The 12,406-nt window shown below is 37.4% G+C and carries 21 protein-coding genes; 7 read left to right on the forward strand and 14 right to left on the reverse strand.

Features of this window, described 5'->3' with window-relative positions; all coding sequences use genetic code 11:
• From CHH48_RS05660 to CHH48_RS05705, 13 genes are all read right to left on the reverse strand, one after another.
• On the reverse strand, positions 1-441 hold a 441-nt coding region (locus CHH48_RS05660), incomplete at its 3' end, for a hypothetical protein (RefSeq protein ID WP_141230054.1).
• On the reverse strand, positions 442-648 hold the full coding sequence (locus CHH48_RS05665) for an XtrA/YqaO family protein (protein WP_095220231.1): 207 nt from the start codon (positions 646-648) through the stop codon (positions 442-444). It lies immediately after the preceding gene.
• Between the two features lie 623 nt (positions 649-1,271).
• The gene (locus CHH48_RS19435) at positions 1,272-1,439 is read right to left on the reverse strand and encodes a hypothetical protein (protein ID WP_176466371.1); all 168 of its coding nucleotides are present in this window, start codon (positions 1,437-1,439) and stop codon (positions 1,272-1,274) included.
• The gene (dnaB, locus tag CHH48_RS05670; RefSeq protein ID WP_095220230.1) at positions 1,439-2,725 is read right to left on the reverse strand and encodes a replicative DNA helicase; all 1,287 of its coding nucleotides are present in this window, start codon (positions 2,723-2,725) and stop codon (positions 1,439-1,441) included. The genes CHH48_RS19435 and dnaB overlap by 1 nt, the downstream gene beginning before the upstream one ends.
• A complete protein-coding gene (locus CHH48_RS05675; protein WP_095220229.1) occupies positions 2,712-3,050 on the reverse strand; it encodes a hypothetical protein in 339 nt (112 codons plus the stop codon). Before CHH48_RS05675 ends, dnaB begins: the two co-directional genes overlap by 14 nt.
• Entirely contained in the window at positions 3,047-3,958 is a 912-nt protein-coding gene (locus CHH48_RS05680) for a hypothetical protein (RefSeq protein ID WP_095220228.1), read from the reverse strand. Before CHH48_RS05680 ends, CHH48_RS05675 begins: the two co-directional genes overlap by 4 nt.
• Before the next feature lie 44 nt (positions 3,959-4,002).
• The gene (locus tag CHH48_RS19765) at positions 4,003-4,134 is read right to left on the reverse strand and encodes a hypothetical protein (RefSeq protein WP_255212163.1); all 132 of its coding nucleotides are present in this window, start codon (positions 4,132-4,134) and stop codon (positions 4,003-4,005) included.
• Between the two features lie 7 nt (positions 4,135-4,141).
• Entirely contained in the window at positions 4,142-4,402 is a 261-nt protein-coding gene (locus CHH48_RS05685; RefSeq protein WP_095220227.1) for a hypothetical protein, read from the reverse strand.
• Positions 4,403-4,425: 23 nt separating this feature from the next.
• Positions 4,426-4,944, reverse strand: a complete 519-nt coding sequence (locus CHH48_RS05690; RefSeq protein ID WP_095220226.1) for a helix-turn-helix domain-containing protein — start codon at positions 4,942-4,944, stop codon at positions 4,426-4,428.
• A gap of 103 nt (positions 4,945-5,047) precedes the next feature.
• The gene (locus tag CHH48_RS19440) at positions 5,048-5,200 is read right to left on the reverse strand and encodes a hypothetical protein (RefSeq protein ID WP_170937542.1); all 153 of its coding nucleotides are present in this window, start codon (positions 5,198-5,200) and stop codon (positions 5,048-5,050) included.
• Between the two features lie 24 nt (positions 5,201-5,224).
• On the reverse strand, positions 5,225-5,599 hold the full coding sequence (locus CHH48_RS05695) for a hypothetical protein (protein WP_095220225.1): 375 nt from the start codon (positions 5,597-5,599) through the stop codon (positions 5,225-5,227).
• A 217-nt stretch (positions 5,600-5,816) separates the two neighbouring features.
• Entirely contained in the window at positions 5,817-6,266 is a 450-nt protein-coding gene (locus tag CHH48_RS05700; protein ID WP_095220224.1) for a hypothetical protein, read from the reverse strand.
• Between the two features lie 12 nt (positions 6,267-6,278).
• Complete coding sequence (locus CHH48_RS05705; protein ID WP_095220223.1) at positions 6,279-6,545, reverse strand: transcriptional regulator; 267 nt, start codon at positions 6,543-6,545, stop codon at positions 6,279-6,281.
• Between the two features lie 162 nt (positions 6,546-6,707).
• Here CHH48_RS05705 and CHH48_RS19445 point away from each other — a divergent pair, with 162 nt between their 5' ends.
• Positions 6,708-7,685, forward strand: a complete 978-nt coding sequence (locus CHH48_RS19445; protein ID WP_176466372.1) for a LexA family transcriptional regulator — start codon at positions 6,708-6,710, stop codon at positions 7,683-7,685.
• Between the two features lie 277 nt (positions 7,686-7,962).
• Complete coding sequence (locus CHH48_RS05715; protein WP_095220222.1) at positions 7,963-8,895, forward strand: hypothetical protein; 933 nt, start codon at positions 7,963-7,965, stop codon at positions 8,893-8,895.
• On the opposite strand, the gene CHH48_RS05720 is transcribed toward CHH48_RS05715, so the two are convergent.
• Positions 8,892-9,086: a hypothetical protein gene (locus CHH48_RS05720; protein ID WP_095220221.1), complete on the reverse strand. Its 195-nt coding sequence runs from the start codon at positions 9,084-9,086 to the stop codon at positions 8,892-8,894. The genes CHH48_RS05715 and CHH48_RS05720 overlap by 4 nt on opposite strands.
• A gap of 185 nt (positions 9,087-9,271) precedes the next feature.
• On the opposite strand from CHH48_RS05720, the gene CHH48_RS05725 reads away from it, so the two are divergent.
• The 5 genes from CHH48_RS05725 (at position 9,272) to CHH48_RS05745 (ending at position 12,329) form a co-directional block, all read left to right on the forward strand.
• Positions 9,272-9,973, forward strand: a complete 702-nt coding sequence (locus tag CHH48_RS05725) for a hypothetical protein (protein WP_095220220.1) — start codon at positions 9,272-9,274, stop codon at positions 9,971-9,973.
• Positions 9,974-9,994: 21 nt separating this feature from the next.
• Complete coding sequence (locus CHH48_RS05730) at positions 9,995-10,330, forward strand: hypothetical protein (protein WP_095220219.1); 336 nt, start codon at positions 9,995-9,997, stop codon at positions 10,328-10,330.
• Positions 10,331-10,421: 91 nt separating this feature from the next.
• Complete coding sequence (locus CHH48_RS05735; protein ID WP_095220218.1) at positions 10,422-10,847, forward strand: hypothetical protein; 426 nt, start codon at positions 10,422-10,424, stop codon at positions 10,845-10,847.
• A gap of 108 nt (positions 10,848-10,955) precedes the next feature.
• Positions 10,956-11,804 (forward strand): STAS domain-containing protein, encoded by an 849-nt coding sequence (locus tag CHH48_RS05740; RefSeq protein WP_095220217.1) that lies wholly within the window; start codon positions 10,956-10,958, stop codon positions 11,802-11,804.
• A 189-nt stretch (positions 11,805-11,993) separates the two neighbouring features.
• Positions 11,994-12,329 carry a hypothetical protein gene (locus tag CHH48_RS05745; protein ID WP_095220216.1) on the forward strand — a complete coding sequence of 112 codons (336 nt, stop codon included), beginning with the start codon at positions 11,994-11,996 and terminating at the stop codon, positions 12,327-12,329.
• Positions 12,330-12,406: the final 77 nt, after the last annotated feature.

Genomic DNA, 12,406 nt, shown 5'->3' on the forward strand with positions numbered 1-12,406 from the left:
CTTGCCTTTTAAATCTAGGTCAAGAATAATATTTTCCTTTTCTCTAATTTTATCTGTACTGTTGATAAAATTAATTATGCTTTTTTCTGCGTGCTTATACGCATTTGCCTTAAAATCATTTAATTGATGTGCTGACTCAATAATTAAATTAAATAATTTCCTTTCTTTGTTATTAAAAGCCAAATATAAATAGGTATCTCTCAATGACTCCATAAAAGATACATTTATTTCATTTGTGTTCGTTAAGGGAATACTTTTAATACCTTTTAGATTTTCTAATAAGGGATCATATGTGTCTTTTAGAAGATATGATCTCTTACTAAAGTTTAATGCACTTAAAGCCACAAAAAGTGAAATTATTGCAAGTATGATACCAAAAATACCAACAATATCTGCAATATCAATTTTACTAGCTAAATCTTTTAAATTAATATAACCCAATTAAAACTCTTCCCCCTCATCAAACCTAATACGCTTCACTTTCCCTTGATGAGTGACAATCTTTGTTTCTCCATGAGCAGGAAGCATAGCTACTTTTGCTGTACCTTCGGAATAAACGATACATAGATTCTGAGTCGATTTATCCATAGGTAACTCTAATTCTATTTTACCATTATCTAGACTAATTGACACCTTTTCCAAGCGCATAATATCACTCTCCTTGATGAATGTTAGCTGCAATATTCTGCCCTTGCTGTTACGGCCTCCTGGACCAGTAGGTCACCAGACTTTTTCCCAAAGTTGGGAGAAACCTCAAAATTGAGGTATCCTAATTTTGAAAGCTCAAAGTTGAGTTCTCAGAAATACTTTTCACCAGAACTGGGGAAAACCCAATCTTGGGTACTTCGAACAGAACGCAGATTTGCGTTTTGATGGACCGCACAACGTACAATCCCTATCAGCAATCAAATCTGAGTTTTGACAATCAACCAGCTCATGTTTGAGCCCGTTATTAATTTGTAACTACCTCAACTTTGAGTTCGTCGATTAGCAATATCACAAACCAAAGTTGGATTATGATAATTGACCTTAAATTTAAGGCTAGCTCTGAAAACGCAAAATTGCGTTCTCTGACTCCCAGAATTCTCGGTTGAGTGCGCTCAAATCTGAGCAGACCTATCAAAGCTCATTTTTGAGTTCTGACAAAGAAGAAACTCACTCCCCAAATCTGGGGAGTGACTCATTAATCGACAGCGCGATCTTGCGCCGTCTTTACTGCACCATTTCGTGCAGCAATTCTATCCTCGCTCCACAAAATAGTGGAGTGACTTTCAATTAGCTTGCCGCTTAAAATCCAGATACATATCGAATCTTTTTACACCTTCAGTTACGTAATTTGGTCTGTACGCATATCCTATCAACAGTTCATTCGGATCCATTATTGTACCGAATTTCTCATAGTGTTCCTTCAACCTAAGAAATACTAAGTTCTCCTGCATCAGTTAGCCTCCTGATAGATTTTTGATAGATTTGCGAACCTTCCGTACTCTTTTAAGAATGCAAGCTCTACAGTGCCTGTAGGTCCGTTACGCTGCTTAGCTAAGATGATTTCAATGATGTTCTGCTTCTCGCTCTGCTTGTCGTAGTAGTCATCCCTGTATAAGAACGCTATAACGTCCGCATCCTGTTCGATATTTCCAGACTCCCGAAGGTCTGACATCATTGGGCGCTTGTCCTGTCTTTGTTCAACTCCTCTAGATAGCTGAGATAGCAAGATAATAGGCATGTCCAACTCAATTGCCAGCAACTTAAGCTCCCTAGTCATTGCCCCTACCTCAAGATCTCTTCTATCGTGCTTTCCGGTTGGCGTTATCAGCTGTAGGTAATCTATGACTGCCAAGTGGTTGCCGTCGGGATTGTCCTTTACTGCCTTCCGTAGCTCTGCTCGCATCTCGGTTACGGTGTTCACCTTCTCATGGATCTCGATATCCCATTGAGAGATTGCTCCGATTGCATTTAACGCGTTCAAATAATCTTTCTCATTGAACTGCATGCTACGCCACTTCTGGCTATCCACGGATGCCTCAGCAGCTATCAGGCGTTGCAAGAGTGATTTGGTGCCCATTTCCAAGCTGAATAGGTGAGTCGTTCCACCGTTACTGCAATGGCCCGAGCCTATGTTCAATGCAAAAGCCGTCTTCCCGACCGACGGCCGCGCAGCAACAATAATTAAATCTTGCTTCTGCAAACCGCCAGTCATACGGTCCAGATCATCAAATGATGTCTTAAACCCAGATGTCATATCCGGATTTGCTTCCATCATGTCGGATGCAATCTCAGTAAGATAATCGTTCTTTGTCTTCTCAGCCTTCTTCATACCCAGCTGATCTAACTGCTGCAAGTCCTTTATTAAGTCACCAAGACCTTCTCTATTCGGTTCGTTGTAGAAGCTCAAACTATGTTTCTGTGATTCTCTTATGACGTATGAATCTAGCATTAATCGTTCATAATGTTTAATGCTTGCAGTGGAAGGTACAGAGTTAGCTAGATCACTTAGATAAGAGACACCGCCTACCTCTTCGATACTATCTGTTAGTACAGTAGCGACAGTAACAAAATCAACAGTTTGTCCGCTCTTATCAACTTGCTCCATGGCCTTAAAGATCCGGATGTGTTCAGGTAGATAAAATTGCTGTTCTTTAACCTGAAGCTCTTTGAACAGATAGCCTTCTTGAAGCACTGATCCCAGAACAGCTGTCTCGGCTTCGCGGTTAAACTTCTGCATTTTTGCTCTTGTCCTTGAATAAGTTCTCCATTTCCTTAGCAAAGCGTTTCTTTACAGCTGGATCAACTTTTGCTGATTCCTCTTTCCACTTACGCATCTTCTCCAGACTGTCGTTATGTTCTGGTGCATAGCCAGCAATCTCAGCGATGGTGGGTGGAAACTTGTTTATAGCCGCGAATGATGATAGGTTCGCCATTACTCGGTCGTAGTCCATCTTCTCCAGCTGAGGAATTAATAATTTAACCTTCGTTTCTGTCACTTGAAAAGTATTCGGATACAAATCACCAATTGCTCTCAGTACGTCTCCTGCTTGGTCTTTGTTCATCTGTTCTCCTCCAGATATTGATTTATTATGTCGTTATTTATGTCTTGTTGCTTACGCTTTCGAGCAGAGTGGTCAACTGAACGCGATTTTGCGTTGAGTGAATCTAACGGACGCACTTTCGCGTCGGTTGCTGCTTCCTGCTCTACTTGCTTGCGGGCATGGTACCGTTCGATAATGAACCCTTCGCAGTACCTTAGCGAATTAATCTTAGCGTCAGGCCAAGCCTTCGATTCTTCGAAAATAGCAAACTTCTCTTCCAGAAGTTTCACAGCCATTTCAGCTGGCACATCTGCCCTTGCTATCCGATCAGCCGCTGATAAATCATGCGGTGATGCGTGCATCGATCCCCTCAACTCCAGATAACGATTAATCACAGCCTGTTGTGTCGACACTATTTCTTTCACGGAAGGTAGCATCCCGGTGTCGACTGATTGATCATTTTCGCGTGCTTCAGCAGTAGCAGTAATATAATTCTTTTTATCTTTATTAGAGTGGTCAGTTTTGGCACCCCCCCTAGCAGAAATGGCACGATTTTCATCATCAAGTGTGCCAGTTTTGCTACCCGTAGCAGTTTTGGCACCCCTCTCATTTCTAGGGAATTTTTTCGACTTCATCACTTTTATGATCTGTCCTCTAGGTGTTCTTTTCAGCGTTATATAATTCTCTGATTCTAGCTTTTCAAAGTTTCTCTTGATGGTAGATTTGCTACCACCTAAGTCATTCATTACTTCCTTGTAGCTGACAGGCTTTCCACCGAGGACTACGCCAACTCTCTCGCCGTCCTCAATGGTTTCCTGGGTTGTTTTACTAAGGCACCATAGAAACTCCCATGTAGCCTTTCCTATCCGTTCTCTGTGCTCTTCTGTAAGCATTCCTGCATGTACAGGGAAATAGTGTTTGTCAGCCATAAACTCTCCCCCTACTGGACTGAACATGCTGCTCTGTGTATAATTTAGATAAGGTGTTTTACAAATGCGTTTAAACGGTTGCCGCCGTTTAGCGCTTTTTTTATATCGTCGTTAATGCGTAGTGCAAGAACAAGTAAGTGCCGACTGCTAACAATATGATTTTCTTTTTGTGCCATTCTTCGCTCATACTCCTTCAACCATCCTTACTCGTTTCATAGCCTCTCTGAAACTGATCATTCCAGCTGCATAGTGCAATTTAATACGGAAAACTTCACGTTTATCACCGCGTGTCCATGCAAGCATTGAAACGGCTGCTTTTCCAGCATCATCATTATCAGCGTGCTTGTTCCACAGTGCCTTTGCACGATCCCAATCTCCTTTATCACGGCTTACTTGATAAGTAGCTTGTACCTGCTCAAATTGCTTTTCCTTAACTGCTAACATAATAGATTCCTCCTAATAGTTTGTTAGATACTAAGTACTTCAGATGCCTTCCACTTTCTTTTAACGGCCTTGTCCAACTCCTTGCCGTTTAACTTGTAGAAATCAGCTATCCTGGCACAGAGGTTACTCATGACCCACTCAAGTTCTTTACTCTCACGATAAGCTGTCTCTGCAGCGTTTATCTCAACGTCTGAGGCATGTTCCGGATTACGTATAAACAGTTTTAAATCCAATACTTCTGTAACATCCTTAATTTCTTCTAAAGCCTGAATCATGATAGCCAAAGGTGTTTGTCTGTCTACAGCTAAACCATCAATCGTTGGGGCTGTACGGCCATCTGTGAAGAGATGTGCTACATCTTGCGTGTATTCGCCATCATCGTAAACTTGAAGGCTAAAGTGAGCTGTATCTGTAGTGACATTGCGCTTATCATTCTTCATCTTGCTAACAGTAGTTGGATCCAAGTGAAGTTCCTTCGCCATTTGTTCGCCATTAATACCTTGTCTAATTGACAAGTTCGTCAATGCTTTTCCTAACTGCATTTTTCCCACTCCTTAAATTGTCAAAGTTCAGTTATTTTTATTGCTCCGAATTACTGTTATGTTTGTTCTAAGGTGTGAGATAGCTTGTCCCTGCAGCTAAGGGCTAGTTAGCCTTAGCCTTAACGGTGTAACCGTCTTTCTTTTGGAAGTACGGTTCAAATGCTTTCTGGAAAGCTTCTTGCTTATCCATGGTACCGAAGGTTTCCTTAACGACTCTGAGGTTAGCTTTCAATGGTCTAGCTTTAGGTTTGCTCATATTAGAACCCTCCCTTAGTAGACCTTATGCCAACGGCTCAGTAGGACTAACCTGTTTATTTACTGAGCTCATCTCAGATTCACCTTCGTTAAAGAAGATACAAGCAAGTCTTCCTTCATACAGGTCGTACTCTTCTTGTATTGACTCGTTAATTTCAATGAAGCTGTATAGTTTATCCAACTGTCTTTGCTGATCCTTGCGTATGACTTGAAGCTCTTCGACCAATTGTTCTGATTTACTAAGCGTTTTATAAGCAAGTTGCAAAGCATTTTCGTAATGCTCAACCTGCTCTTTATGAATCACCAGGATGTACTTAATTGCATCAAACTTTTCATCTGGAGTCATGAACGGCCATCCCTTTACGTACCGTTCTAACTTCTTCTGTTGAATATCGTTCATTTCATCACTCCCTTTAGACGATATTCTTGCTTAATTTTTACGTTTAAGATGGGTCACATATTTCAGTGTATATATCAGAGTAATCTCTCTCACCAGATCATTCTGAAGACACCTGAATTTGTGATCTTCTTTTTTGTATCAATGCTAAGGTAGGAATTAGACATCGTTTAAGCGAATACCAACAAAAGCTTTTCTTTCGGACAAAAATGTCCAAAAGTCATTTGACTAAGTACAAATGCCGCTTCTTAGGAACTGCTTTCTCTACCCTCTTTGGAACACTAGATCCACTTAGGTAAGTTTTTATGATAGACTGCCCAGTTTGCTGCCGATACAGCGCACTGGCGCTCATCATGAAAGCTAGGCCAAGCTTAGAAATGAAAGGATTCTCATAACAGCGAGTCATTAACAACTCTATGAAACTCTCCTTAGTAAAGAAGGGGCCTAATTCTTTTTTGAATTTTAAAGAAGACGAATAATCCCAGGTACCGTCTTCCACATAATTCTTGATGGGAGGAAAAAGCTTAAAGAACTCCTCTGTGCTTCTTCCTGCCATGTGAGACTCAAGGGCTGCGAAGTATTGTTGAAGCTCTGCAGCGTTGTTCTCAGGCGTTATCTTTTTGTGTCTAAGTAACCTTCCGACTCGAATCATGCTATTGTATGGATTCATGTGATACCTCCTTTAGGCTGAAGTGTTAGAGAACCTATCGAGTATGTCTTTAGGAATCTTTTCTTTATAAGCTGCTACCTGTAAATCGTCATAATCTAAAGCTAAAACACTAGCAAGTGCTTTATTCAAATTAGGACTTGCTGGTGGTATTCGTCCGTTTTGCAATTTACTTAAATAAGATTTTTGAGTTTTGAATCCTCTTTTTTTAAGTAATACTGATATTTCGTTCAATGACAATCCGGACTCGAAAATGGCTCTCTTAAGCTTATCTGCATACATAACCACACCTCCGTTTCTTATAATTACAACGTTTCAAATAAACACAACGTTGATGTTGTTTATATATTACAACGTTGTGTTAATGAAGTCAACTAGATAATGTAAATTTACTTTGATAGACTAGAGGTGTTGTGTTTTATAATACAACTAGGAGGTTTGAAATTGAGTTATAGTGAACTTTTAAAAAAGAATATAGTCAAAAGCGGGCTAAGTTTGAGCCAGATTTCAGAGAGGTTAAAAGAACGGGGTTTTTCAACAGATAAAGGTTATATAAGTAAACTTCAAAATGGAAAAATCCCCCCTGCAAGAGACGATTTAAACAGAGCATTAGCAGATATCCTTCAGATACACGAAGATGAATTAATTACTGCTGCATATATAGATAAGGCTCCTAATAACAAGATAAGAGTGTTAATGGAACTGAGAAATATTGAAAAAAATACATTTGAAATGACTTTCAGACCATTAATAAATGGAATCTTAAATTTGCCACAAGTCTATAACTTAATGAGAGAAAAATATAGTGAGTTGCTTGAAGGTGATGCTCTCAATGCCTTTCTGAAAAAGACTCAGACTCCTGAGGATCTAGTGGATGTATTGAAAGAACAACAGATGTATTATAGAAATAAAATTGTGCATGCTGATTTAGGTAATGAAGAATCTATGGATCAAGCTTTTGAGGATTACATGAATTTCCATGAGACTCTTACAGACATCTCAAAGATAGTAAGTGAGGAGTTATCTAATAGCTATATTGAAAATGAAATAAACAAAAAATACAGCTTAGTTTCTGTTAAAGAAGATTTTTCTGTAGAATATGCCCCAGAGAAAATTAAAGAGCAGAAATTAATTGAAATCCCTAATAAGAATCCTAAAAAGAACTATTACATTACTCATGCCACAAGTAATACCTATGTTGGAAGCAGAATCCACGAGGGGGATGAACTCTTAATTGAAGTAACTAAAGAGCTTAATTCAGGCGATATGGGTTTTGTTGAGATAGACGGTGAATATTGGACAGGTATAGTTTCTAATTTAGATAAGTATAGTGCAACTATTTTCTTTAACTTAAAAAAATTTTATAGGTTAGATGAGGTAAGAATTATTGGTAAGGTACTTAAAGTAACCTTTACTCCTTAATAAGCAAATCTTTTGCAAGCAAAGATCCTAGAGATCTATTTTTTGAACGGTATAAGTAAAATAAAATATAAGTTGATATGTAGGCCATTAATTTTATTTTATTTATAAATTGCCTTGAGAAAGCTTTTTTCTTTTAAACAAGTGTGAAATATTATGGGATAACAGCTACATTTGTATGCTGCTATTATTTTTTTCGTTTTGATAAGTAGAATTATTATGTAGATATAACTGGGTAATTAGAGGTTAATTAATCAAGCTATCAGAAAGGGAAATTAAAATGACTTCAATTTTAAATGATAATATTGAAATTTTTACTCGTAACTTCCATGACCTATACCTTGATATACTGAACACTGCATATTCTGTACCATTTGGGCTAAATCCTGAAGCTTTTCGATTTGTAAATTTAAATCATGTAAATATCTATGTAGTTAAATTTAATGAAACATACATAGATAACCCATTTCAATATATTATCGCCTTCAAAAAAGATAGTGGATTTCATATAGAAAATATTGAGTTAGTAGAATCAGATTTATATGAACATTACCATGAATATGAAATTGAGAGTGACTTTATAGAATTTGCTTTAGAGAAAGAACTATCTTTAAAGAAAGAGGACATTATTTTTAAACGAGGTATTGCTCTATACGAAGAAGACTTGCAATATAATAACAGCGAGAAAATAATGCATTCTATTAAAGTACAACATGAATCCTTTTATGATAATATGAAAACTTTAATACGTGGCGAAGCTCAACATTATAAAAAACATATTTCTTACCAAGCCAGTTATTATGCAAAAAATGCTCATAAGTATGCTTATTCTGTCTTAGATCTTGATCCTATGATAAAAAAAGTAAATGATGAGGACTTTGAATATCAGCTCAATGAAGCAATAGCTGCATATGACCATTCATTGTATATGGCCTCTACCGCGTGTCTTGGTGTAAGTTTAGAAACACTTTGTAAGATTCTATTAGAAAAAAACGGTAAGGTAATTAGCGAATACGATTCTACAATTTTAAGCAAACTCGCAGATAGGTTGTATAGAGACAATATAATTAGTAAGCGATTTAAGTCTAGGCTTGATATTTGTTATAAGCTAAGAAACCTATCTGCTCACACAAGTCCGGGCGTTGTAATACGAGAAGATTGCCATACAATAATAAGCACTATTAATGAATTCGTTAATACATATTTCGATTAATCAAGTATATTATCATGAACATACCAGGGACTGGTGATTTCTTCATCAGTCTCTTTAATTTTCTCTAAGATGTTTCGTATTGAGATGCCTAGTTTGTTATCCTGATCCATTACATCATAAATCGCACCGCTGCTTTTTACTGCATCGTAGATAATGGCTAGTTCGTCTTTTGAGAAGTTATTAATTGTCATATACCTATCCCCTTTCAGTACCATTTCACTAATTTAAATATATTCTTATTTTGTATTTAATTCTATAATTCACAACTTAGACAAATATATTGTAAAATTTCCAAATTATTGTTTATTTGTAAACATGAGCTAAAGTATACTGATAACTGGCTCATAGGAGTACAACTTTTAGGAGGTATCATGTATTGAAGAAAAGTCTGTCTGCCTTACTTTGTTTTACCTTAGCTTTATTCTTAGGTTTTAGTCTAGTTTCACCCAGCTTTGTAAGCGCTCAATCCAGCGAAACTTCACCTACTGTCCCTGCTTTAGAAGAAACATTTGCTGAAGATGAAGTATTAAATCTAGAGATTGATAAGTTTCTAGACGAATCTGGTATTTCTGACGTTGACTTCGAAAGTATGACTGAAGAGGAAATTGATACATACTTCGAGAATGAAGTAAGTGAAGAAGATCTATTTACTTTAGAGAGCGAAGTTAATAAGCTTGTTAGCGAACAAGATTATGTAGAAGGTCAGTTTACAATTAAAGCTCTACCAGTCGCTCTAGCTCCAATAGCTATTATTGCATTAAGAATTGCTATCAAACAAGGAACTAAACCTGCTGTAGCGTACCTTAAGAAAGCGACCAAAAAATTAACTGGAAGTTACAAGATTTCATTCCCTGGTGGTGGAACATTAATTCTTCTACAAGATAAAAAATCCGGAAAACGTTTATTCGCCGTTGATAATGCATCTGTTAAATTAGTTCACAAAAAAACTGGAAAAGGTTATAACGGTTCCTTTAAAGCTTTTCATTTTCATAAAGCACCAGACATGAGTCAACATTATCTATTATGTTCTACAATTCCTAAGAATTACAAAGTACAAAAAGGAAAGTGTTACTTCTAATAAAAATAAAGGGGTATTCATATGACATTAAAGGGTACTAATCATTTACATTTATACGCGCAGACAAGACATCATGCTGATGCATTTATCGTTGGTAATAGAGAAGGATTAACTAGATTGAGGGATGCTTTAAACAAGAGTCTAGAAGATGGACAAGCCCAAGCAGAATTTTTTCCTTCAGACGGTGAGGGGTACGATACATACATTAAGCTATTAAATGACGATGATGAAGAACTTTTTGAAAGTCTAGAAATGCCTTATTCAGAACAGTTTGGACCTACTAACAGGAATAACTTTTATGAACATCAAACTGACGACAAAAACGCACCTTACAATCCTAAAGGTCTTTTTAAATAAAACCCTCGTATGAGGGTTTTTTCTATGAAACATTTAGCTACTTAATTCGTAAGTTCATTGACAGACTAATATTCTGAAAAGAGGTTACCTATTGAAAAAACTTATCTTTCCCTTCACTTTGTTTCTTGTCATCTTCGTTAGCGCATGTTCTAACGCATCTTCCGGATCTAAGGAGATTACACCTGATGATGTTGTAGCAGCCTTCCAGGACGCCGGCCTTGAAGCTGAGAACCCTACTGAAATGACGAAGGATGATTATGGTGTGGGTCCTATGAAGTCTAAAGAAGGTGTTCGCGTTACTGTCCCTCAAGTCTGCAGCGATTGCAATGCCCGTATCATCAGCTATGAAGATGAAGCTGATCTCGATGAAATGAAGGAATACTATGACTCCATGGGCGAAGAAAGCGCCATGTTATTCTCCTGGACTGCGAAGCACAAGAACATCTTGGTACAGGTTAATGGTGATATGGAGGAAGAAGAATTCAACAAATACAAAGAGGCTTTGGAAAGTCTTTAGAGGAGAGCTATTAGCTCTCTCTTTTTTATTCTTCGACTCGGTTTACTATCATCTGGACAGCAAGTGGTTTATGCTATAGCTACGTCTTTAAAAGGGGATTAGTTGATTATGAAGGATGAATTAAAGTACATTGGGGACAAAATCAGGGCTAACAAAGAAATAATAGCAGAATCAGTTATTGACTCCTTAGATGAGAATTTAAGAACCGAGTTAAAAATTCTATCCTTTCCTAATGAAAAGTTACATGCTTTTAATGCTGATTTAATTAATAATATTGGTGCTTTGTTATATGTTGAAGAAGACAGCTATGAGGTTCAACAAAATTTACTTAATTGGGGTAAAAAAGCAGCTGAATTTACTACCCGAAAGAATATCTCACTAACAGCAACCTTACAGTTTGTCTCTAGCTTCCGTTCAGTTATTTGGGAGATCTTCACTGAAGAATTGGTCCAGCGACACTTTGCTGCTATTACCATGCTAGATGTTTCAAAGATAATCGATCCTATGCTAGAAAAGATTAGTTTCGCTATAGGAGAAGAGTATGAATTATATAACAAAAAAATGATGGACATTGCTTATAGTGCATTAGAGGAGCTTTCAGTTCCAGTTGTTCCTATTTACGAAGGTGTCGCAGTGCTTCCTATTATCGGAGAAATTGATACCTATAGGGCCAAACTAATCATGGAGACTGCCTTAGAGCAAGGCAACCATCTGCAATTAGATTGCTTGATCATTGATGTATCGGGTGTGCTCTTGATTGATACAATGGTAGCAGATCAGATTTTCAATATTGTTAAAACACTTAAGTTAAGTGGTATTACTGCCATTATCACGGGTATTAGACCAGAAATTGCGCAAACGATGGTTTCATTAGGTCTAGATTTTAAATCGATAACTACTTTTTCTAATTTAAGACAAGCTCTTTTACATTTAGGCTATGGGAAAATAAGAGATTAGACTGTGTTCAGCTCTAATTTATGTACAGAACCAGGACTGAATTCATTTAACTAATATAAGGATCTAGAAGATCCTAAAACAATTTAGAGGGCCTACTCGGGCCCTCTTCTTTTTGCATTATGATGTAACAGTTCATTACATCATCTATAATTGTGATATCAGTTTAATAACGATAAGGAGGCTTACTATATGGATTACAACGATGAGAAACTTGTCCAAATTTACGCGCAGCAATGTCACCATGGTAGTTCTTACATCGTGGGCAACCTACAAGGACTTAAGGAATTACGTGATGCGATTGATGAAGCTATTAGAACTGGTCAAAGCGATGCTTTACTCTGTCCTTCTGACAACGAACTGTATGATGTTAAAGTAAGAATGCTTAATGCAGATGAGGCAGAGAAAATTGAGCTTATCCAAATGCCATATACTGAACAATATGGTCCAAAGAATGAGAACTTCTATTACGAGCATAAAACCGATGACCCAAAAGCCCCCTACCCTCCTTCTCACCTTTTCAAGTAATGAGCTGCAGATTTGCGGCTCACTTTCTATATGTAAGGGGGATAAACGTTTCAATTTCCGCAAAAGGTATACACCGC

This window comes from Terribacillus saccharophilus, from assembly GCF_002272075.1.
GTDB lineage: Bacteria > Bacillota > Bacilli > Bacillales > Amphibacillaceae > Terribacillus > Terribacillus saccharophilus_A.

Bases quoted from the DNA above. Each gene is read 5' to 3' on its own strand.
- CHH48_RS05665 (WP_095220231.1), bottom strand. From the start codon at position 648: ATGCGCTTGGAAAAGGTGTCAATTAGTCTAGATAATGGTAAAATAGAA.
- CHH48_RS19435 (WP_176466371.1), bottom strand. From the start codon at position 1,439: ATGCAGGAGAACTTAGTATTTCTTAGGTTGAAGGAACACTATGAGAAA.
- dnaB (WP_095220230.1), bottom strand. From the start codon at position 2,725: ATGCAGAAGTTTAACCGCGAAGCCGAGACAGCTGTTCTGGGATCAGTG.
- CHH48_RS05675 (WP_095220229.1), bottom strand. From the start codon at position 3,050: ATGAACAAAGACCAAGCAGGAGACGTACTGAGAGCAATTGGTGATTTG.
- CHH48_RS05680 (WP_095220228.1), bottom strand. From the start codon at position 3,958: ATGGCTGACAAACACTATTTCCCTGTACATGCAGGAATGCTTACAGAA.
- CHH48_RS19765 (WP_255212163.1), bottom strand. From the start codon at position 4,134: ATGGCACAAAAAGAAAATCATATTGTTAGCAGTCGGCACTTACTTGTT.
- CHH48_RS05685 (WP_095220227.1), bottom strand. From the start codon at position 4,402: ATGTTAGCAGTTAAGGAAAAGCAATTTGAGCAGGTACAAGCTACTTAT.
- CHH48_RS05690 (WP_095220226.1), bottom strand. From the start codon at position 4,944: ATGCAGTTAGGAAAAGCATTGACGAACTTGTCAATTAGACAAGGTATT.
- CHH48_RS19440 (WP_170937542.1), bottom strand. From the start codon at position 5,200: ATGAGCAAACCTAAAGCTAGACCATTGAAAGCTAACCTCAGAGTCGTT.
- CHH48_RS05695 (WP_095220225.1), bottom strand. From the start codon at position 5,599: ATGAACGATATTCAACAGAAGAAGTTAGAACGGTACGTAAAGGGATGG.
- CHH48_RS05700 (WP_095220224.1), bottom strand. From the start codon at position 6,266: ATGAATCCATACAATAGCATGATTCGAGTCGGAAGGTTACTTAGACAC.
- CHH48_RS05705 (WP_095220223.1), bottom strand. From the start codon at position 6,545: ATGTATGCAGATAAGCTTAAGAGAGCCATTTTCGAGTCCGGATTGTCA.
- CHH48_RS05715 (WP_095220222.1), top strand. From the start codon at position 7,963: ATGACTTCAATTTTAAATGATAATATTGAAATTTTTACTCGTAACTTC.
- CHH48_RS05720 (WP_095220221.1), bottom strand. From the start codon at position 9,086: ATGACAATTAATAACTTCTCAAAAGACGAACTAGCCATTATCTACGAT.
- CHH48_RS05730 (WP_095220219.1), top strand. From the start codon at position 9,995: ATGACATTAAAGGGTACTAATCATTTACATTTATACGCGCAGACAAGA.
- CHH48_RS05740 (WP_095220217.1), top strand. From the start codon at position 10,956: ATGAAGGATGAATTAAAGTACATTGGGGACAAAATCAGGGCTAACAAA.
- CHH48_RS05745 (WP_095220216.1), top strand. From the start codon at position 11,994: ATGGATTACAACGATGAGAAACTTGTCCAAATTTACGCGCAGCAATGT.